Source organism: Amycolatopsis sp. NPDC004378, from assembly GCF_053602455.1.
Genome location: NZ_JBSGDR010000022.1, coordinates 1 through 17339 on the forward strand (window position 1 = coordinate 1; position 17339 = coordinate 17339).

The 17339-nt window shown below is 68.8% G+C and carries 19 protein-coding genes and 5 pseudogenes; 10 read left to right on the forward strand and 14 right to left on the reverse strand.

Features of this window, described 5'->3' with window-relative positions:
* Both ACWEN0_RS40575 and ACWEN0_RS40580 read left to right on the forward strand, forming a co-directional pair.
* A pseudogene (locus ACWEN0_RS40575) lies at window positions 1–100 on the forward strand (IS481 family transposase); the annotation flags it as partial.
* Between the two features lie 100 nt (window positions 101–200).
* Window positions 201–323: a hypothetical protein gene (locus ACWEN0_RS40580; protein ID WP_451985706.1), complete on the forward strand. Its 123-nt coding sequence runs from the start codon at window positions 201–203 to the stop codon at window positions 321–323.
* A gap of 10 nt (window positions 324–333) precedes the next feature.
* Here ACWEN0_RS40580 and ACWEN0_RS40585 read toward each other — a convergent pair whose 3' ends face one another.
* The 9 genes and pseudogenes from ACWEN0_RS40585 to ACWEN0_RS40625 all read right to left on the reverse strand — a co-directional run bounded on the left by ACWEN0_RS40585 (window position 334) and on the right by ACWEN0_RS40625 (window position 4597).
* Entirely contained in the window at window positions 334–579 is a 246-nt protein-coding gene (locus ACWEN0_RS40585) for a 1-aminocyclopropane-1-carboxylate deaminase (protein WP_451985708.1), read from the reverse strand.
* Window positions 580–793: 214 nt separating this feature from the next.
* Complete coding sequence (locus ACWEN0_RS40590) at window positions 794–1096, reverse strand: hypothetical protein (RefSeq protein WP_451985710.1); 303 nt, start codon at window positions 1094–1096, stop codon at window positions 794–796.
* A 566-nt stretch (window positions 1097–1662) separates the two neighbouring features.
* Entirely contained in the window at window positions 1663–1833 is a 171-nt protein-coding gene (locus ACWEN0_RS40595) for a hypothetical protein (RefSeq protein WP_451985712.1), read from the reverse strand.
* 26 nt (window positions 1834–1859) lie between these two features.
* Window positions 1860–2462, reverse strand: coding sequence for an ArsR/SmtB family transcription factor (locus tag ACWEN0_RS40600; RefSeq protein WP_451985714.1), 603 nt, complete (start codon window positions 2460–2462; stop codon window positions 1860–1862).
* 94 nt (window positions 2463–2556) lie between these two features.
* Window positions 2557–2823, reverse strand: a pseudogene (locus ACWEN0_RS40605) (ATP-binding protein); the annotation flags it as partial.
* Between the two features lie 68 nt (window positions 2824–2891).
* A pseudogene (locus ACWEN0_RS40610) lies at window positions 2892–3275 on the reverse strand (hypothetical protein); the annotation flags it as partial.
* 24 nt (window positions 3276–3299) lie between these two features.
* Window positions 3300–3533 (reverse strand): hypothetical protein, encoded by a 234-nt coding sequence (locus ACWEN0_RS40615; RefSeq protein WP_451985716.1) that lies wholly within the window; start codon window positions 3531–3533, stop codon window positions 3300–3302.
* Between the two features lie 143 nt (window positions 3534–3676).
* Window positions 3677–3943, reverse strand: coding sequence for a hypothetical protein (locus ACWEN0_RS40620; protein ID WP_451985718.1), 267 nt, complete (start codon window positions 3941–3943; stop codon window positions 3677–3679).
* A gap of 63 nt (window positions 3944–4006) precedes the next feature.
* Window positions 4007–4597 (reverse strand): NAD(P)H-binding protein, encoded by a 591-nt coding sequence (locus tag ACWEN0_RS40625; protein WP_451985720.1) that lies wholly within the window; start codon window positions 4595–4597, stop codon window positions 4007–4009.
* A 240-nt stretch (window positions 4598–4837) separates the two neighbouring features.
* Between ACWEN0_RS40625 and ACWEN0_RS40630 the strand changes: the two genes are divergently transcribed.
* From ACWEN0_RS40630 to fdhA, 3 genes are all read left to right on the forward strand, one after another.
* Entirely contained in the window at window positions 4838–5395 is a 558-nt protein-coding gene (locus ACWEN0_RS40630; protein ID WP_451985722.1) for a type 1 glutamine amidotransferase domain-containing protein, read from the forward strand.
* Between the two features lie 12 nt (window positions 5396–5407).
* The gene (locus ACWEN0_RS40635; RefSeq protein ID WP_451985724.1) at window positions 5408–5860 is read left to right on the forward strand and encodes a GreA/GreB family elongation factor; all 453 of its coding nucleotides are present in this window, start codon (window positions 5408–5410) and stop codon (window positions 5858–5860) included.
* A gap of 526 nt (window positions 5861–6386) precedes the next feature.
* Entirely contained in the window at window positions 6387–7604 is a 1218-nt protein-coding gene (gene fdhA, locus ACWEN0_RS40640; protein ID WP_451985726.1) for a formaldehyde dehydrogenase, glutathione-independent, read from the forward strand.
* Window positions 7605–8258: 654 nt separating this feature from the next.
* Here the strand turns inward: fdhA and ACWEN0_RS40645 are convergent.
* Window positions 8259–8816, reverse strand: coding sequence for a hypothetical protein (locus ACWEN0_RS40645; protein ID WP_451985728.1), 558 nt, complete (start codon window positions 8814–8816; stop codon window positions 8259–8261).
* Between the two features lie 305 nt (window positions 8817–9121).
* Between ACWEN0_RS40645 and ACWEN0_RS40650 the strand changes: the two genes are divergently transcribed.
* Entirely contained in the window at window positions 9122–10321 is a 1200-nt protein-coding gene (locus ACWEN0_RS40650) for an Ig-like domain-containing protein (RefSeq protein ID WP_451985730.1), read from the forward strand.
* A gap of 26 nt (window positions 10322–10347) precedes the next feature.
* Here ACWEN0_RS40650 and ACWEN0_RS40655 read toward each other — a convergent pair.
* Window positions 10348–10614, reverse strand: a pseudogene (locus ACWEN0_RS40655) (integrase core domain-containing protein); the annotation flags it as partial.
* A gap of 275 nt (window positions 10615–10889) precedes the next feature.
* Between ACWEN0_RS40655 and ACWEN0_RS40660 the strand changes: the two are divergent.
* Window positions 10890–11348 (forward strand): annotated as a pseudogene (locus tag ACWEN0_RS40660) (transposase); the annotation flags it as partial.
* Between the two features lie 276 nt (window positions 11349–11624).
* On the opposite strand, the gene ACWEN0_RS40665 reads toward ACWEN0_RS40660, so the two are convergent.
* The 3 genes from ACWEN0_RS40665 to ACWEN0_RS40675 form a co-directional block, all read right to left on the reverse strand.
* A complete protein-coding gene (locus tag ACWEN0_RS40665; protein ID WP_451985732.1) occupies window positions 11625–12353 on the reverse strand; it encodes a hypothetical protein in 729 nt (242 codons plus the stop codon).
* A 5-nt stretch (window positions 12354–12358) separates the two neighbouring features.
* Entirely contained in the window at window positions 12359–12874 is a 516-nt protein-coding gene (locus ACWEN0_RS40670) for a sigma-70 family RNA polymerase sigma factor (RefSeq protein WP_451985734.1), read from the reverse strand.
* A 130-nt stretch (window positions 12875–13004) separates the two neighbouring features.
* Entirely contained in the window at window positions 13005–14327 is a 1323-nt protein-coding gene (locus tag ACWEN0_RS40675; RefSeq protein WP_451985736.1) for a hypothetical protein, read from the reverse strand.
* 850 nt (window positions 14328–15177) lie between these two features.
* Between ACWEN0_RS40675 and ACWEN0_RS40680 the strand changes: the two genes are divergently transcribed.
* From ACWEN0_RS40680 to ACWEN0_RS40690, 3 genes are all read left to right on the forward strand, one after another.
* Entirely contained in the window at window positions 15178–15327 is a 150-nt protein-coding gene (locus ACWEN0_RS40680; protein WP_451985738.1) for a TetR family transcriptional regulator, read from the forward strand.
* A gap of 9 nt (window positions 15328–15336) precedes the next feature.
* On the forward strand, window positions 15337–15600 hold the full coding sequence (locus ACWEN0_RS40685) for a hypothetical protein (protein WP_451985740.1): 264 nt from the start codon (window positions 15337–15339) through the stop codon (window positions 15598–15600).
* A gap of 169 nt (window positions 15601–15769) precedes the next feature.
* A complete protein-coding gene (locus tag ACWEN0_RS40690; protein ID WP_451985742.1) occupies window positions 15770–16891 on the forward strand; it encodes an epoxide hydrolase family protein in 1122 nt (373 codons plus the stop codon).
* The last annotated feature ends 448 nt before the right edge of the window (window positions 16892–17339 follow it).

Consider the following 17339-nt stretch of genomic DNA (forward strand, 5'->3'; position numbering starts at 1 on the left):
CCACTACAACTACCATCGACCACACACTGCCGCCGGAAACCGGCCACCGGTCACCCGGCTCCACGCTGGTGTCACCAACGTCATGGCCTCATACACCTAGGTTGCGGAGCAAGGTTCGGGCCTCGAATCCGGGTGGCTACTACCAGGGCGCCACGTATCACGGCACGCTGCAGCTGGTGGTGGATCCGGTGGGACGCCGGATGAGCGGTATGTGGCTCGGCTTCGGCCGGGACTTCGCCATCAACAGCGGCGACTGGCAGCTGGAGCGCTGCGAGACCGACACCTCGCTGGCCGCCCAGCGGGCCTACCACGGCAAGGTCTGATCGAACGTCCCTAACTCAGCACCGCGACGATCCGGGTGCCGGGCGCGAACGCCCCGGCCTCAATGCGCGCGAACAGGCCGTAGAGCGTCTTGGCCTCGTACACCCAGTCGGGCGTGATCTTGTGGCGAGCCGTGAAATCGGCGATGAAGGCGTCGAGCTCGGAGTTGCGCTTGGCGTAACCGCCGAAGTGGAAGTCGTAGTCGATGGCCCAGTTCGAGGTCGCCTCACCGAACGCCTCGCGTTGGAGCCGCCGCACCTCGTCCTCGAGGAACTGGTGCCGCCGGTGCCGCAGGCACAGGTGATCACATCGAAGTCGGTCGTGAGTTCTGCGACCAGCTCGGCACAGCCGCGCACCGCCAGGCCGTTCGAGCCGCCCTCTGGCAAGACGTAGCAGGGTCCGAACCGCTCTTGGAGCCTCGCCAGCACATCGGTTTCAGTCTTGCGGCGGTAGGTGGCGCGGTCGAGGTAAGTCAGCACCATGCCGCGGCTGTGGCGTACGCCAACGAGTCGTTGAGCGGCAGGTGCTCCTCACCCCGGATCACCCCGACGGTCTCGAAGCCGAGGTAGTGACCGGCGGCGGCCGTCGCCCGGATGTGGTTGGAGAACGCTCCGCCGAAGGTCAGGAGCCGGGTGAAGCCCTGATCGCGGGCGGCCTCGAGGTTGTAGCGCAGCTTGCGCCACTTGTTCCCCGGAACTTCGGGATGTATGAGGTCATCCCGCTTGAGCAGCAGCTCTATGCCGAACGTCTCCAGCCGCTCATCCCGCAGCTCCACCAGCGGCGACGGCAGACGAACGCGACTCGCCAGGTCGTCGTCCTAGCCACGGTTCATGCAGGTCAGCCTAGTAGTCGGTAGCGCGTCCCGATCTCGCTGGTCATTAGCAAGGATCAGCCGTTCGAGACCTTGCGCGAGGTACCAAGAGGCGCCGAGCTGTCCAGATCAGTGGTGTTGAACAGCCTGCTGGCAATCCGCGTGATCCTGCCGGACAGCCCGCCGGTGCTGACGCCGGCTGTTGATTTCGGCAAGTCGAATTGGCCCCGGTTCGGCATTCTGATCTGGCCCCCACCTGCTGTCGTCGGCGTAGGGGGCGGCAGGCCCTCTTCGTTCAGTGTTTCCGCTGGTAGAGGTTGCGTGCTGGCGGGTGACGATGGCGTGCGAGCGTGAGCCCCGCTCCGGCGGCGACGGTGGTGTGGGCGCCGGCCGAGGACACTTTGGACGTGTTCGCGGTCGAGACCGCCCGCGGCCGCGTGGATCGAGATTGACGCGGGAACGACTCACGTCCCGCAGGGTTGGGCCGGCCAAGGCAGATCTGGCGCGGCCTCAGCGAACTACCGCCAGTTTCATATGGTGTGGCGCGCGGGTGAGGCGTTCTTCGCTGTCAGCTTCAGGCCGGTTTCAACGAGAATCCACCCGAGGCGTTGCCGTCGCGTTCCCTCCCGCCGGCGGTATTTCGCCTGGCCAGCGATCCGTCGTAGTTCCGCCTGGCGTTCGCGGACCAGGTCTTCCGCCATGAGAAAGTGCACCATGTTCGTCCCCCTCAGTCGGAATTTGGTGTGTCAGGTTCCTCTGGTCGCGCTTGCCGGGGGAACGCCGACCAGTGGGTAATCACGTTGTGGTCGCCCGGTCGCGCATCCCGGCGGTAGCGGTCAACCACCGCGTCGACCTCCACGCTCATCGCCGCTGCTTCCTCGGGAGTCAAGGACAGCCTTGCGTCGTTGAAATAGGCCTTGTCGTGCCACTGGTCCATCCACTGCGGAAGTTCGCTGACGAACCGCGATTCGGCCTGGTAGCGCTGCTCGACAAGAGACCGCAGATATGTGTCCAGCGGGCCGGCGAGATCAGGGTCATCGATGAAGTCCGTGGCCTGCATACGCGTCGACTTCTGGACGGACCGCCACCAGCGTTCACGTTTGTTCCCGCGCCCCGTGTCCTCTTCGACCAGCCCGGCCTCGGCCAGCAGCCGCAGGTGCCAGCTGGTGGTCCCCGAACTTTCGCTGACCCGCTTACCCAGCCCGGTCGCGGTCGCAGGGCCGTCTGCCTGCAGCAACTCGAGCATCCGCATCCGCAACGGGTGGGCCAGGGCCCGAAGCATCCGGGCGTCGAGCCGTCGCGACGCCTGATCCCGGCCGTCCTTGGTCATGCACCCACCCTAGACCACAGAGCATCCTTTGCAAAGATCCCTCTGCGATCGGGGCATGTCCTCGCCGCACTCGGTTGACGACACAGTTGCGTGGTCAGCTGGCCCTGCTGGTGCATCGGCGCTTGGTGGTGCGCAGCCGGAACGACTCGGTGCCGGTCTCGATGATCGACGCGTCGAACGTCAAGCGGTCGACGATCGCGGCGCAGAGCCGCGGGTCGGTAAAGGTGCGGGCCCATTCGCTGAACGCGGAGTTGCTCGCGATGGCGATGCTGGAGCGTTCCTCGCGTTCGGTGAACACCTGGAACAGCAGCTCCGCGCCGCGGCGGTCAAGCTCGAGATAGCCCAGCTCGTCAAGGCAGAGGAGGTCGAACCGCGGGCGCGCAGACGTCCGCGGATCGCTCTCGAGGAGTAGGCCTTGTCGCCGCGGACACGATCAGGCCAGGTCCGGGTTCGTCCGCGTTCCGCCCGGCGGATGCGCAAGTGCCGCATGAGGTGCGGGAACATCGGCGCGTCTCCGGCCTGGCCGGGCCCGACCAACACGACCAGCGGGCGGCCGTTGCCCCGTTGACGAGGTGGTGCACCTTGGTGCTCCAGCCGCCGCGGGAGCGGCCGTACTCGTCGCCGTGGCGGCGGGCCTGCCCTGGGTGCCGGGCTGCTACTGCGGGACCGTGCGGTGCAGGATCTGATCGGTGCGCGTCCGCACCAGCACGGTGATCGGGAGATCGGACAGCACGTGCGCCAGTCGAGGATCGTCGTGGCCGGAGTTCGAGACGCTCGGCGTGCTGCAAGAGCGGGCCCTTGGCAACCCCTCATGACCGGCGACCCAGCCTTCGTGTTTCACGGATGTCTGCGGAATGCGGCTAGCAACGCGGCGAGGCCGAGCAGGCCGCCGCCGGCGGCGAGCCAGAGCCCTGCGACGTACGCGACACCGATCACCCCGAGCACGAGGATCAGCTGCGCAAGAAGGAACCAGCCGGGGCTGATCTCTTTCGGCAGCCGGTCGATCAGCCTATTAATCGCGCTGTCCGGCTCGTGGCCCGGCTCGGGTGCCGGGAGGTTCGGCGTCGTCATGGCGCAGATGATTGCCGGACCACCAATGTCCGTGCAATGTCCACCAACAGCCGAAATAACACTCAGGTCACGAAGTTGGTTGCCCTGCAACATTGCTGGTTCCCGCATCGATTCAACGCGGGAGTCAACATTCAGTTCAAACCTCAATCGGATCGGCGCAGGGGCCGTCTGTCCAAAGGGGCATCCAGGCCCAGCCACCTGGGATAACGTGCCCCGACATGCAAATTACGATCCTTTTTGTGACTTCGGACATAGATCAATTTGCATTCCGGCCCGAACGCGCGCCAGTTGGCCGGTGGGTCGCTCGCGGGGAACGACTGCTTCCCCCACTCGTCGACGACGTCGCCGCCGACCCGGGTGGCGGCGGCGTCGCCGGGCAGCGGCTCGGTCTCCGGTGGCGCGTCGGTCACGGTCGTCGCTCTGCACACGGTCGTCGCGGTACTCACGGGAGCCCTTCCGGTCGTGGTCGTCGGTCACAGCACCGAGTGTGCCCGGGCTCTGCCCGCGGCGCCTCGCCCCGGTGGAGCGGCGCCGTCGGCGAAGTCCCTGCGCGCGGCGGCGCCGACCTTGCCCTCGCCGGCTGCGGCAGTGAGTACGCCGGTCTCGGTGATCGCCGGCAGCTGGGCCAGGTAGTTCTCGTGGTACCAGTTGTTGCGCAGCACGGTGTGGGCGAGGCCACTGGCCGCGAGGTACTCCTCGGTCTGCCGGTGCTCCGGGGCGAGCGGACTGCTGCTCTCGGTGGCCTTGGTCATGCTGGTGTAGGCGAGGTAGGGAACGCCGGCGGACGCGGCGGCGTCGATGACGTTGCGGTGCTGGGCGAACCGTCGGCCGACCTCGCTGGACGAGATCAGCAGCACCTTGTCGAGGCCGAGGAGCGCCTTGCCGAGCGCGTCGGCGTCGGCGTACTCGGCCACCCGGACCTCGACACCCCCGGCGGCGAGGTCGGCGGCCTTGTCGGCATCGCGGACGATGGCGACGACGTCACGGGGTTCCTGGGTGGCGAGCAGAGAATCGATGACGAGGCGTCCGAGGGCGCCGGCGGCACCGGTCACGGCAATGGTCATGAGAGGTCCTTCCACGGGGCAGTAGCCCACACCATGTCCGCCGCGAGCGCGCCGGATGAGGACCTGCGAGGACCAAACACCGCACGTCGGGGCAGCCTGCGGTGGCGAACGGACGCCGCATTCGGCACGGCGGGCCGAGCCGCTACCGACCACTTCGCCCCGGCAGGCCCTTCCGGCTCGGTCCTACGGGCGGGAAAAGTAGCGCCGACTCATCGGTGCAACGACGTCTGGGAGATTCACATGGCACACGAACTCGAGGGCAAGCGGATCGCGATCCTGGCCACCGACGGGGTGGAGCGGGTCGAGCTGGAACAACCGCGCGGGGCGCTCTACGGAGCGGGTGCGTCCAGCGACCTGCTCTCGATCCATCCCGGGGAGATCCAGGCCCGCCAGTTCGACCTGGTGTCTGCGGGGACGTTCTCCGTCGACCGGCTCGTGACCGACGCCTCCGCCGACGAGTACGACGCGCTGCTCCTGCCGGGCGGCACCGTCAACCCCGACGGGCTGCGGATCAACTCCGACGCCGTCGGGTTCATCCGGTCGTTCGTCGCCACCGGCAAGCCCGTCGCGGCCATCTGTCACGGCCCCTGGACGCTGATCGAGGCCGACGTCGTCCGCGGCCACCGGCTCACGTCCTGGCCCAGCCTGTGGACCGACCTGCGCAACGCGGGTGCCGAGGCCGTCGATGAGGAGGTCGTCGTCGACGGACAGTTCACCACCAGCCGCTCGCCGGCCGACCTGCCCGCCTTCTGTCCGGCCATCGTGGAGCAGTTCGCGAAATCGCGGGTGCCGAGCTGACGAGGAACGGCCGTGACCGGCGATGCTGGGCCCGCTGAGGAGCTCGACGTGCTCCGTGCCCAGCGGCGAGCAGTGCAGGCCGGCCTGACCGGGGACGACGGTCCCGGCGACCGAGCCGACCAGGCTGTGACCCTGGAGCTGGGCGACGAGCTGGCCCGCCTCGACACCCGGATCGGCGAGATCATGCGCGAGCTCCACCACCCGTCGGACGCCGGGCTGTCCCGAGGCACGCGGGTGCGGGTGCGCCACCCGGACGGTACCGAGGAGGATCTGCGGGTCGGCTATCCCGAGGAGGCCGAGAGCGACGCGGGCGGTGCGGTGCTCACGGCCGACAGCCCGCTCGGTGTGGCGCTGATCGGTCGCAGCGCCGGCGACCGCATCACCTACCCGACGCCCGCCGGGCCCCAGGTGGCAGAGGTGGTCGCCGTATGGCCGCTGACATCCGACCATCCGTCAGAATCGTGACGTTGGCATCGCGCAGCGCCATGTAGGGCAGCCCTCGCCGTCCGCGCCACCGCGATGACGCCACCTATGGCCGCCATGAGCAGGGAGGTCGTCGCCGGCGACGTGGGTGAAGGTCGGGCTGCCGGCGCGCTCGCCCACGGCTCAGAGGCCGGGCGCGGTGGTCTCGAGCCGATCGGTGACCTGCACGTAGCCGCGCGGGTCGAGATCGGCACCGGTGACATCGAGGCCGACCCCAGGACGTCGGGGGTGGGCCCGACGGCCACCAGCAGAACGCGGGGCTCGATTACCCGCTGCCTGGCAGCGACGTCCAGGGGCAGCGCCACACCGACCCGGACCAGCCCTCGGCGGCGTTGCTCGGTTGGACGCCGCCGTGCCCGTTCCAGTCGCGTCCGTGCGGGTCGGGCGGTCTCCGGGTCGTCGTCCCGTCAGGACAGTGGACGGCCCACACAGCAGACCCGGCAGGCCGGTGCCCGAAGCGGGGCCGCGAACCAGGCTGGTCTCCACGACGAGCAGCGAGGAGAGCGTCATGGCGGGCAATCGTGCAGTGGTCTACCAAGGTCCGGGCAAGGTGAGCGTCGAGACGGTCGACTACCCCGGGCTGGTCCTGCGACCGGGCCCGGGCGTCCCGCCGGGCAACGAGAACCGCAAGTGCCCGCACGGGGTGATCCTGAAGGTGGTGTCGTCCAACATCTGCGGCAGCGACCAGCACATGGTCCGCGGGCGCACCACCGCGCCGGTCGGGTTGATCCTCGGCCACGAGATCACCGGCGAGGTCATCGAGAAAGGACCCGACGTCGAGAACCTCACCATCGGCGACATCGTCTCGGTGCCGTTCAACGTCTCCTGCGGGCGCTGCCGCACCTGCCACGAGGGCGACACCGGGATCTGCCTGAACGTCAACCCCGACCGTCCCGGTGGCGCCTACAGCTACGTCGACATGGGCGGCTGGCCCGGTGGTCAGGCGGAGTACGTGATGGTGCCCTATGCGGACTGGACCGCGCTGCGCTTCCCCGACCGGGACCAGGCGCTGGCGAAGATCCGCGACCTGACGATGCTCACCGACATCTTCCCGACCGGCTTCCACGGCTGCGTCACGGCGGGGGTGGGCACTGGCTCGACGGTGTACATCGCCGGAGCCGGACCGGTCGGGCTCGCCGCAGCGACCTCGGCGTTCCTGCTCGGGGCCGCGGTGGTGATCGTCGGCGACATGAACGCCGAGCGGCTCGCGCACGCGCGCACCTTCGGCTGCGCCACGCTGGACCCGTCGGCGGGCCCGATGCCCGACCAGATCGCCGAGATCCTGGGCGTGCCCGAAGTGGACGCCACTGTCGACTGCGTCGGCTTCGAGGCCAAGGGCCACACCAAGGACGGCCGCGAGGCGCCGGCGACCGTACTCAACACCGCGATGGAGATCACCCGGGCCGGTGGGCGGATCGGCATCCCCGGGCTGTACGTGACCGACGACCCCGGCGCAGCCGACGAGGACAGCAGGGTCGGTGCGCTGTCGATGCGGTTCGGGTTGGGCTGGGCCAAGTCCCACTCCCTCGCGACCGGCCAGTGCCCGGTGCTGCGCTACAACCGCGGGCTGATGACGGCGATCCTCAACGACCGGGTGCAGATCGCCCGCAATGTCAACGCCACCGTGATCTCGCTGGACGACGCACCGGACGGCTACGCGCAGTTCGACGCCGGCGTCCCGCGGAAGTTCATCCTCGACCCGCACGGCATGATCCCGGCAACCTGACGGGCCGCGCATCGACCCGGTGCGCCGACGCCCGCATCGTGCGTGTCGCGACGGGTCCGGCCATGACCGTCGCCGATTCGCGTCGTGGTTCGCACCGCCCGTCGCGTGACCCTCCTGACGAGTCCAGGGCGCCGCAGGGACGCGCGCCGCCGCCGTGGAAACCGGCATGCCCGGGGTTTCCGCCGCGGGCGACATGCGCATCGGGTCGGTCGAACGAGTCGCTGTGTCGTGCCGGGTCGGCGCGGCCGGCGGCCGTGAGGAGGCCGAATGGACTGGGAGGGCTCCCGGATGTCAGATCAGGCCGCATGGCCCGCGGACGTCGTCGAGTGGGCGACCGAACGCGCCGGGGGAAGGTCGCTGTCCGAGGACTGGGAACGCGGCCGATGCTTCTCGGCCGCAGCGACCTCCACGGGTTCGACCGCCCGCCACAGCGAACTGCCTGCGGCCGATGGCGAACCCGCGAGCGGTGCGGCGAGCTGATCGGGTCCACGAGCGAGGCGCACCGTGGTGCGAAGCGCCTCGGCGCTTCTCGACCTCGACACCTGTGCGGGCGTTGCGCCCGCTGACCTGGTCGCGGTTGCCGAGTTGGCCGGTGCGCGTGCTGCTTTCCGTGAGCAACTGCCGCCCTGCAACGGAGACGGCGGCAGGTGCTCGTCAGGTGACGGTAAGCGTCGTCGTGCCCGGTGTCGCACCCTTGGCGGTCCCGAATTCGCCCGCGCCGACGTCGAGTGCGAAGGGCAGCCGGCCTTCCGGGTCGGCGGTGGCCTCTCGGGTGGTCATGACCGGCTGGTGCGTGGCATGGATCGTGTAGGTCGGGCCGGCCGTGAACGTGGCGGGCGTGGTGATGTCCGCGTTGCCTGCACCGGTGATGGTCAGCGCCCGGCCGTCCGTGCGGGCGCCGGTGAGATCGAGGAAGCCGTCAGTGCCGCGGGTCACCTGGATCCGGTAGTCCCAGACCGAGAACCGCGGGATCGCGGTCCGGTAGGAGAACGTCCGGGGTGTGGCAGTGGACGCCGCGAACTTCGCGTTGGCGCCGGGAACTACACAACTGCGCGGCGACGGCGGCGAGCGGCTCCGGATCGCGTCCTCGCCCAGCCGTTCCTCGACGGCGGCGACGTCGAGGAACGAGTGGGGGGATCTTGCCGTTCCAGCCCTTCGCGATGCTGTGCAGCAGCTGGGTCTTCCCGGTACGTGCGGCCCCTCGAAGACCACGGCCGGGGTGTACCCCGGGCGTCGTCCTCGGGCCGGACCAGCAGCTGCCGCGGGATTTTCGACTCAACCGTACGGTTGTGGAGCTGGCCGGACACAACACCTCCCGAGCTGCACCGCTACTCGGTGCGTCGCAGTGACAGTCGCGGGCGGTGGCCGGCGCCGCCGAACGCTGGATCGAGGAGCGGCGCCGTAAGTACGCATATAGAGCAAATCAGCCATTTCGCGGTGCCTCGCTGAGGTGGGTCTGCGAAGTTCGAATCGTTACGCAACGTCGGACGGGGGCATACGTCTGGAAGATCGTGAGAGTGATCCGTATCGCCGGGCTCGGTTTGGGTGTTCTGTTGCTGGCTGCGTGCAGCGGGCCGACCGGGGGAACCGCGTATCCGGCCGGCGCGGCCGGTACGACCGCGACGACAGCGCCTGGGGTGCCGGCCGCGACAGTGGCGTTCGCTCCCGCGGACCAGCTGAGCCCGAAGGACCCGATCGTCGTCAAAGCGTCGGGTGGCACGTTGCAGGCGGTCACGGTCACCAACCCGCAGACCGGCAACGCCGTCAAGGGTGAACTCTCGCCGGACAAGACGACGTGGACCAGTGCGGACCACCTCCGCTACGGCGCCACGTACCAGGTGGTCGCCACCGCCGTGAACCAGGCAGGTGCGGCGACCGAGCAGCGCGGAGAACTGCACACGATCAAGCCGGCCGCGGTCGCCACGCCGGCGCTCTTCCAGCCGACGGCGGGTGACTTCGGCGTCGGCCTGATCATCGGCCTGAAGTTCGACCACGACATCACCGACAAGGCCACGGCCGAGAAGTCGTTCAAGGTGACCTCCTCACCAGCCCAGGACGGCGGCTGGTACTGGGTGGGCAAGCGTGAGGTGCACTTCCGGCCCAAGGACTACTGGAAGGCCGGCTCGACGGTGAAGCTCGAGACCACGACCTTCGGCTCGCCGATCGGGGGTGGGGTGTACGGCGGCCAGGACCTCTCGGCCACCTACAAGGTGCATGACTCCTGGATCGCCAAGGCGGACGGCAAGACGCACCAGATCAACGCGTTCCACAACGGCCAGCTCGTGAAGACCGCGCCGATCAGCATGGGCAAGACCGCCGACACTCCGCCGCGCGGCCCGACGCCGACGTTCAACGGCACGCACACCGTGCTGGCGAAGGTCGACCACACGATCATGGACTCCTGCACCTACGGCGTGTGCGAGGGCGACCCCGGCTACTACAAGGCCCCGGAGAACTGGGACGTCCGCATCTCCAACGACGGCGAGTTCCTGCACGAGAACCTGAAGACGGTCGGTGTCCAGGGCAGCGACAACGTCTCCAATGGCTGCCTCAACATGAACACCGAGAACGCCAAGTGGTTCTTCGACAACTTCAACATCGGCGACGTCGTCGAGATCACCAACTCGGGCGGCCCACAGCTGGCGATCAACAACGGCCACGGAGACTGGGCGATCAGCTGGAGCGCCTGGCAGGCAGGCAGCGCCCTGCACGGCTGAGCATCGCCAGCTGTGACACGCCGCCCGCGATCGGCATCGTCGCCTTCGCCGGCGGCAGTGTGTGGTCGAGGGTAGTTGTGAGGGATGTTCCAGACGGCCAGGGCTGCGGCGCGGTGGGCTTCGCTGAGCCAGACATGCGCGTAGAGGAACTCTTCGGCCAGGATCCGGTTGTAGCGCTCGACTTTGCCGTTGTGGCGTGGGGTGTAGGGGTTGATCCGCTGATGCCGGGCCCCGCGCAGGACGGTGGCGAAGTCGTTCGGGCGGTAGCAGGCGCCGTTGTCGGTGACCATGCGGTGGGGTCAGGGGCCCGCAGGCGGCCGCCGACGGAAGCGGTCAGAGTAATCACGCTGGCCTTCCCGGTGCGGCGTTCGGTGGCGGGCATCGTGATCGCGGCTGCGTGGCCCGCCGCGTCACCTCGCGGCAGGTCAGCTCGTTCCAGCTCGGTGCGGTCGAGGAAGTCTGGGCGTGCCCCGTTTTGACGGACACCTGAGATCAGGGGGCGCGAGCCTCCGGAAGGATGTCCCTCATCATGGAGACCATGGGCAAGAAGTAGCCTCGACCTCGTCGTTCGTTCACGTGGGAGTTCAAGGCCGAGATCGTCGAGCTGTGCCAGCGCGGCGACCGGTCGGTGGGACAGGTCGCGAAGGACTTCGACCTGACCGAGACCGCTGTGCGGCAGTGGGTCACCCAGGCCGAGCGGGCCGCGGGAACCCGCACCGACGGGCTGACCACCGACGAGCGGGACGAGCTGGCCCGGTTGCGGCGGGAGAACCGCTGCCTCTCCGAGGACTGCTACTGGCCGCTTGCCTCCGGTGGCACCGGGCGTCGGACGGCGAGCAGCACCTGTGGGCGCGGTTGCGAAGGCAGCGGAGGAAACCGCAGATCGGCGACCGTCCTGCGGGCGCACGCCGTGCTGCGTACGACACCGCACCCGGCCGACCTGGGGGCCGTCGCGGCGACCGGCCTCGGCGCGCTCGCCGCGAGCGCGACCGGACGCACCGGCTCGACTGCGCCCTTCCGGGCCTGATCGACGCGGTAGTCCCGTTCGCCACGGTCTATTACCGCATGACGCTGGGCCTCGGAACGGTCGCGCTCGACCTGCTCGTCGCGTTGATCGTCTCGAGCCCGCTGCGACCCGGATCAGCGCCCGGTTCTGGAAGGCCATCCGCTGGACCGCGTACGCGTGCCGGCCCACGGCACTGGTGCACGGCTTCGCGATCGGCGGCGCGGACTCCCGGTCGACGTGGGTCCGCACCCGCTCTTCGCCTGCGTCATCAGGTGCGCGGTCCCAGCCGGACGCGCGTCAGCCCGCCAGCAGTTGCTCGACGGTGGCCAGGGGAACCGCGTGGAAGCCGTTCGCGGCCGAGCGGGTGTAGGAGTTGCTGCCGGGGATTTCCGCGAGACTGCCGGAGTAAGGCCGGCTGGGCAGGCCGGTGGTGTCCCAGCAGCCGGCCGTGCTGAAGATCACCTGGTCGCCGGCGACCGGGGCGATCCGCAGGATCGGGCCCACCGCGGTGCCGGTCTGCCGGGCGGGCCAGGCGATGGCGAACAACCGGCCGTCGGGTGCCCAGAGGGCGCCGGTGTCGGCGCTGGGGATCGGTCCTGCGGGGCCGCGGCCGCTGCCGATCCAGCCGCTGGTGCCGGAGGTGATCGGCGGCCCGCTGAGCGTCTGTACGGAGCTGAGCACCATTTCGTAGTAGATCTCGTTGTCGGCCACGGTTTTCCGGGTCAGCGAACCGTTGGCGACGAGCACGGACGCGCCGCTCTGACGGGCCATTGCGAGCGTGTCCCGCAACGAGACCGATCCACAGCCGTTCGCGATGTCCGGCGGGGCGGTCGCGGCCGGCTGCGGCGACGTCGTCCACGGTTGCCACACGACGACCAGCGCCGCGACGACCGCAGCTGCCAGCCCGACGGCGGCGAGGCCGCGGTTGCGGACGCGGCGGCGTCGCTTGGTGTGGAGGGCGGACAGGACGGCATCGGGATCGGCGTCGTGCGCGGCGAGGGCCGAGGTGAGTTGGTCGACGTTCACGGTGCTCACTCCTTGTTCGCCCGGGTGGTGCCGGCGAGGCGCAGGGCCGCGCAGGCATGGGAGAGGTGCGAACGCACGGTGCCGGGCGTACAGCCGAGGGCCTGTGCGATCTGGTCGTCGGACTCATCCAGCAGGTAGCGGAGCACGATCGCCGCCTTCTGCTGGCGGGGCAGCCGGGCCAGGAGCCGCTCGACCTCGTCCTGCGCGACGACGGCGGCGCTCGCGTCCGGGCCGCCGGGGCGATCCAGCACCGACAGGTCGCCGGCCGGATCGGTGCGCCGACGCTGGGTTTTCCGCCGGTCGGACAGGTAGGTGGTCACGACGGTCCGGCGCACGTAGGCGGCCGGGTCGGCCATCCCGGAAACCCGCCGCCAGCGGGCGGCGATCTTGAGCAGCGCGTCGGACAGGACGTCTTCGGCCAGCCAGCGGTCACCGGCGAGCGCACCGGCGAACCTGGTCAGCGCGCCCAGTTCGGCCCGGACGAACTCCTCGAACGTCATCGCGGTCCTTCCCTGCCTCACCTCGCTCAGCCTGGCCTCACGGTGATAACGCCGCCACCCCGGCCGGTTGTTGAAGTCCGCACGCACGGGTCCCGCGCCCGGGCGGGCGCGGGACCCATGCGAGGAGAGCTCACCGTGATACCGGCCGGGATCACCCTGTTCGCAGCGACGCGCCGGTGATGTTGTTCACGACTGTCCGCATCGAGGAGAACAGGACGTTCGTGCTGCACAAGTTGCCACCGGCGTCGAACACCGGGCCGCAGGCGGCGCCGGTCGAGCCTGACCCCAGGAAGCCCTGGATCATCCCGGCCGCCCGGACCTGGCCGGACGAGGTGCTCGCGAGCGAAATCACCGGCCCGCCGCTGTCGCCCTGGATGACCGCGATCGCGCCTCCCGACTGCTGCACGCCTTCGATCGTCGAGAACGTGCCGAAGCCGTCGTTGAAGGACACCCGCAGGTTGGTGACCTTGATGTTGCAGTGCTCCCCGGAGTTCCCGCCGCCCGTGCACACGAAGCTGTTGATGCCCAGGTCCTCGTAGCCGATGACGGTCTTCGAGAAGTTGTCCGAGTTGTACGGACCGTCGAGGGCCAGCGCCGCTCCGCTCGCGCTCAGAACCCGGCCGCCACCGTCCCTGGAATTGACGATGCCCGTGCCGTAGGTGTTCGAGGCGGAACGATCCCGGTAGTCGTTTCGGTCGCAGTGGCGCGCGGTCGTCGTGCGAGCCGTCCCGTTGAGGTTGATCGCGAAGCCGCTGGAACAGGTGTGCCCGGTGGAGGGGCTGATCATGTACCCGCCCGCGTCGAACGGCGCGAAGTCGTTGTCCCGGCCATTGCTCGTCTCCGCGCCGACACCCGGCACGACGCGCACCGGGATACCCTCGACCGCCGTGGCCAGCGACCGCACCTGAGCTGCACGATGCGCCGCCGGCACCTCCGTGTAGGTCCCGTAGACCGTCAGGCCGTCATCCGTCGCGCCGACGGCGGCGATCGCCGAGACCTTGAACCCGGCCCAGCTGCCCGCGGCCGCCTGCTGCCAGACCGCGTCGATCGCCGCGTCGATCTGCTGCAGGCTGTGGCTGCGCTGCTGAACGGACACCGCGATGCCGCGTCGCTCGCCCTCCTTGACGATCGCCGACAGCAGAGCCGTGCGAGGCCCGTACCACATGACCGTGATCGATCTCTGCGCCAGATCGTCGATCGTACCGACGTAGCCACTGCCCGCGAAGCCCGCTTGGTCGTGCATCCAAAGCCGGAAGACGGCGAGCGCCTCCTGATTGTCGACGACCGGCGCCCCGGCGGTCCGGACGAACTGGGTGACCGCATCGTCCCCCGACGCCGACGTCGAGCCGCCGGTGGCCGCAGACGCGCCGGTCTGCACGGCGAAAGCAACCGGGAGCAAAGCGGCCGCCATGACGAGGCCGGTTCTCCCGGCTCGCCGCCTGAGCTTCGTCTTCCCTTTCCTGTCCGGGTCCATGCGCATCCTTACCCTCCCTGGAATCGGTGCGTGAACGGCATTTTCTGAATCGGGAACGATCCGCCGCGCGATTCCGGAACGATTTCCCGGAACAGAAAGTAATAGATGCGACCCCCGTCCCCGGGGAGGATGCTACGCGCGTGATCTTGACGCCTCTATCCGCCGTTTGGACGAACGCGTAAACGAGTCGGCGAACGACAAGTTTTTGACATGAAAAGATGGATCAAGGTGTGTTCTGCGAACGCGAAGGAGATCCCAGGCCTCCGCTGGGCGCTCGCCAGTCGTGCTGACCAGGCGCTCCGGCTCCCTCAAAGCACCGGCGGCGTCGTGGTGAAGTAACGGTCCGGCAGTCGATGTGTCGAGCGGTCGGGCTAGGTCGCGGGGTCGACGCAGACAAGGGTGACCTTGGTCGACCTGTCCGACATGGTAATTTTCTCCTTTCCGTCGAGTTGCGTAACGCCCAGGGCAATGAACATCGTCCGGTGGTGCCCGGGTCAATTAGGCTGCACTTGACGACGCCACGCAGAACGACTCGCGCGAGCGAAGCAAATTTGCGGCGTTCGTCCTACGATTCCTTCGAATTCAGACGTGTTCGAGCCTTGCCTGCCGCCAAAACGTAGGACGAACAGCCTGTGTGCAAAAGGTGAGCGTAGCCACGGTGCGGGTCGATCGATCAACCTCTTGCCCGATGCGTGGAGGGCGGTGCCTTAGGTCACCGCCCGGGGCCAGCACGTCGCCTGGTTGGAGGGAGGTGAAGTCGGTCGCCTGCTTCTTCTCGTCGTGGACCAGTTCGGTGCCCGGGCCCAGCTCGGACAGAGCCCAGGCGCGCCCCGTCAGGCCGGGGCCCTTCGTGCTCACGCTGGCTCGGGTCAGCGAGCGGGCGGGGTACAGCCGCGGCATCGTCACCCACTACTTCGGCTCGAAGCAGGAACTGATCGACGGCTACCTCGGTGCGCTCGCCCATTCCTCGACCGCCGGCCACGCCTTTCTGCTGCTCTGAGCCGAAGCCGTGACAGACACCGAACTGGCCCCGACGTTCCGCGAGCGAGACAGTGCCTTCCGCAATGACATCGCCGAGGACGTTGCGGCAGGCATCGCCGAGGGCACGATCCGCGACACCGTTCGCCCCGAGGCCGTCGCGGTCGCCGTTATCGGACAGCTGCGCGGAATCGGCATGCAGCGACTGCTCGATGTGGAAGCCGTCGACGTCGAAGGGCTACCCACAGAGGTGACCGAGCAATGGCGACGTGCCTTGAGTGCCGGCAGCCGCTGACGACCGGTGCGGTCGAGATCGGTCAGAGCCGGTTACGTTGTCGTCGCTGGCCGTGGGCGCGAGAGCCCCGCTGATCCCGGTGCTGTACAAACGGCCGCGACCGTGGGGCAGAGCTGCTGGAACCGGCCAGAGGTCGCACCCCACCGACAAACGAACCTACGATCTTCGTATGACGATTGTTCCGTTCCGTATCGACATCCCCGACGCGGACCTCGCCGACCTGCACGACCGGATCGGCCGAACCCGGTGGCCCGACCAGCTCGACGGGGTCGGCGCGGCCTACGGCGTGCCGCTGGACCGTGTCCAGCAGCTCGCGAAGTACTGGCAGACCGGCTACGACTGGCGCGCGCACGAAGCGCGCCTGAACGCGTTGCCGCAGTTCACCACGGAGATCGACGGCCAGAACATCTACTTCATCCACGTCCGTTCCCCGGAACCGAACGCGTTGCCGCTGCTGCTGATCCACGGCTGGCCCGGCTCGGTCCTGGAGTTCCTGGACTGCGTCGGCCCGCTCACCGACCCGCGTGCGCACGGCGGCGACCCGGCGGACGCGTTCGACGTGGTCATCCCCGCCATCCCCGGGTTCGGGTTCTCCGGCCCCACCAAGGACACCGGCTGGGACGTCCGACGCATCGCCGCCGCCTTCGCCGAGCTGATGCGGCGCCTGGGCTACGATCGGTACGGCGCGCAGGGCGGCGACTGGGGTTCGATCCTCTCCCGCGCCCTGGCCAACCAGGCCCCGGAGCACGTGGTGGGCGTGCACGTGAACTTCCTGGTGGCACCACCGCCCAAGGACATCGACGTCCCGCTCAGCGACACCGACCAGGCGCGGGTGGACGCGATGCGCACGTACATGGCCCAACCGGCCGGGTACTTCCGCCAGCAGGCCACCCGCCCGCAGACCCTCGCCTACGGACTGACCGACTCACCGGTCGGGCAGCTGGCGTGGATCGCGGAGAAGTTCGCCGAGTGGACGGACCCGACCAGCACGGTCAGCGACGACGAGCTGCTCACCAACGTGATGCTCTACTGGCTGACCGGCACCGCCAACTCGTCCGCGCGGATCTACTACGAGTCGCTGGCCGTCCGGGGCGCACCGATGACGTTCGACGCACCTCTCGGGGTCGCGGTGTTCCCGCACGAGCTGGTGCTCGCGGTACGGCCCCTGGTCGAGCGGCAGCATCGGGTGACGCGCTGGACCGAGTTCGACCGCGGCGGCCACTTCGCCGCGCTGGAGGCGCCGGACCTGCTCGTACCGGACGTGCGGGCGTTCTTCCGTGAGCACCGATAGATGATTGATCGCCTACGACCGCGAGTGGGGCGCTGCCGAACACGCTGACATTACGGCGGTCCGAGCACACTCGCGGTCGTCCGGTGGCCGGCGAGCAGAATCAGATCAGTGATATCGGTGAGAGTCGCCGGTGTCCGCTTTCTGGATGGCGAAAACGGTCGCCGCCGCTGTTGAATGAACCTTTTCGGCGTCGTTTCGGACGCCAGGGGATGACCGTCGACGATGCGGCGGGCGCGTTGGGTATCCATCATCGGCCGGCAGACCTCCTGCTTGCCGCCTGTGCGATTTTGGGCTTGCCCGCAAACGCGACGACCGCTATCACAACACCGAGATCGCCGAGGAGTTTCTCGTCCCCGGACGGGTTCGCTACTACGGTGCGCTTTTCCGGTATATGGAACGTCGTGCGTACCCGGCCTGGGACGGCCTCGCCGACGCTTTGCGCGGTAAT

Coding starts and splice junctions, on each gene's coding strand:
- ACWEN0_RS40630 (WP_451985722.1), top strand. CDS start 4,838: ATGGCACACGAACTCGAGGGCAAGCGGATCGCGATCCTGGCCACCGAC.
- ACWEN0_RS40625 (WP_451985720.1), bottom strand. CDS start 4,597: ATGACCATTGCCGTGACCGGTGCCGCCGGCGCCCTCGGACGCCTCGTC.
- ACWEN0_RS40675 (WP_451985736.1), bottom strand. CDS start 14,327: ATGGACCCGGACAGGAAAGGGAAGACGAAGCTCAGGCGGCGAGCCGGG.
- ACWEN0_RS40615 (WP_451985716.1), bottom strand. CDS start 3,533: ATGACGACGCCGAACCTCCCGGCACCCGAGCCGGGCCACGAGCCGGAC.
- ACWEN0_RS40690 (WP_451985742.1), top strand. CDS start 15,770: ATGACGATTGTTCCGTTCCGTATCGACATCCCCGACGCGGACCTCGCC.
- fdhA (WP_451985726.1), top strand. CDS start 6,387: ATGGCGGGCAATCGTGCAGTGGTCTACCAAGGTCCGGGCAAGGTGAGC.
- ACWEN0_RS40595 (WP_451985712.1), bottom strand. CDS start 1,833: ATGGCGGAAGACCTGGTCCGCGAACGCCAGGCGGAACTACGACGGATC.
- ACWEN0_RS40600 (WP_451985714.1), bottom strand. CDS start 2,462: ATGACCAAGGACGGCCGGGATCAGGCGTCGCGACGGCTCGACGCCCGG.
- ACWEN0_RS40580 (WP_451985706.1), top strand. CDS start 201: ATGAGCGGTATGTGGCTCGGCTTCGGCCGGGACTTCGCCATCAACAGC.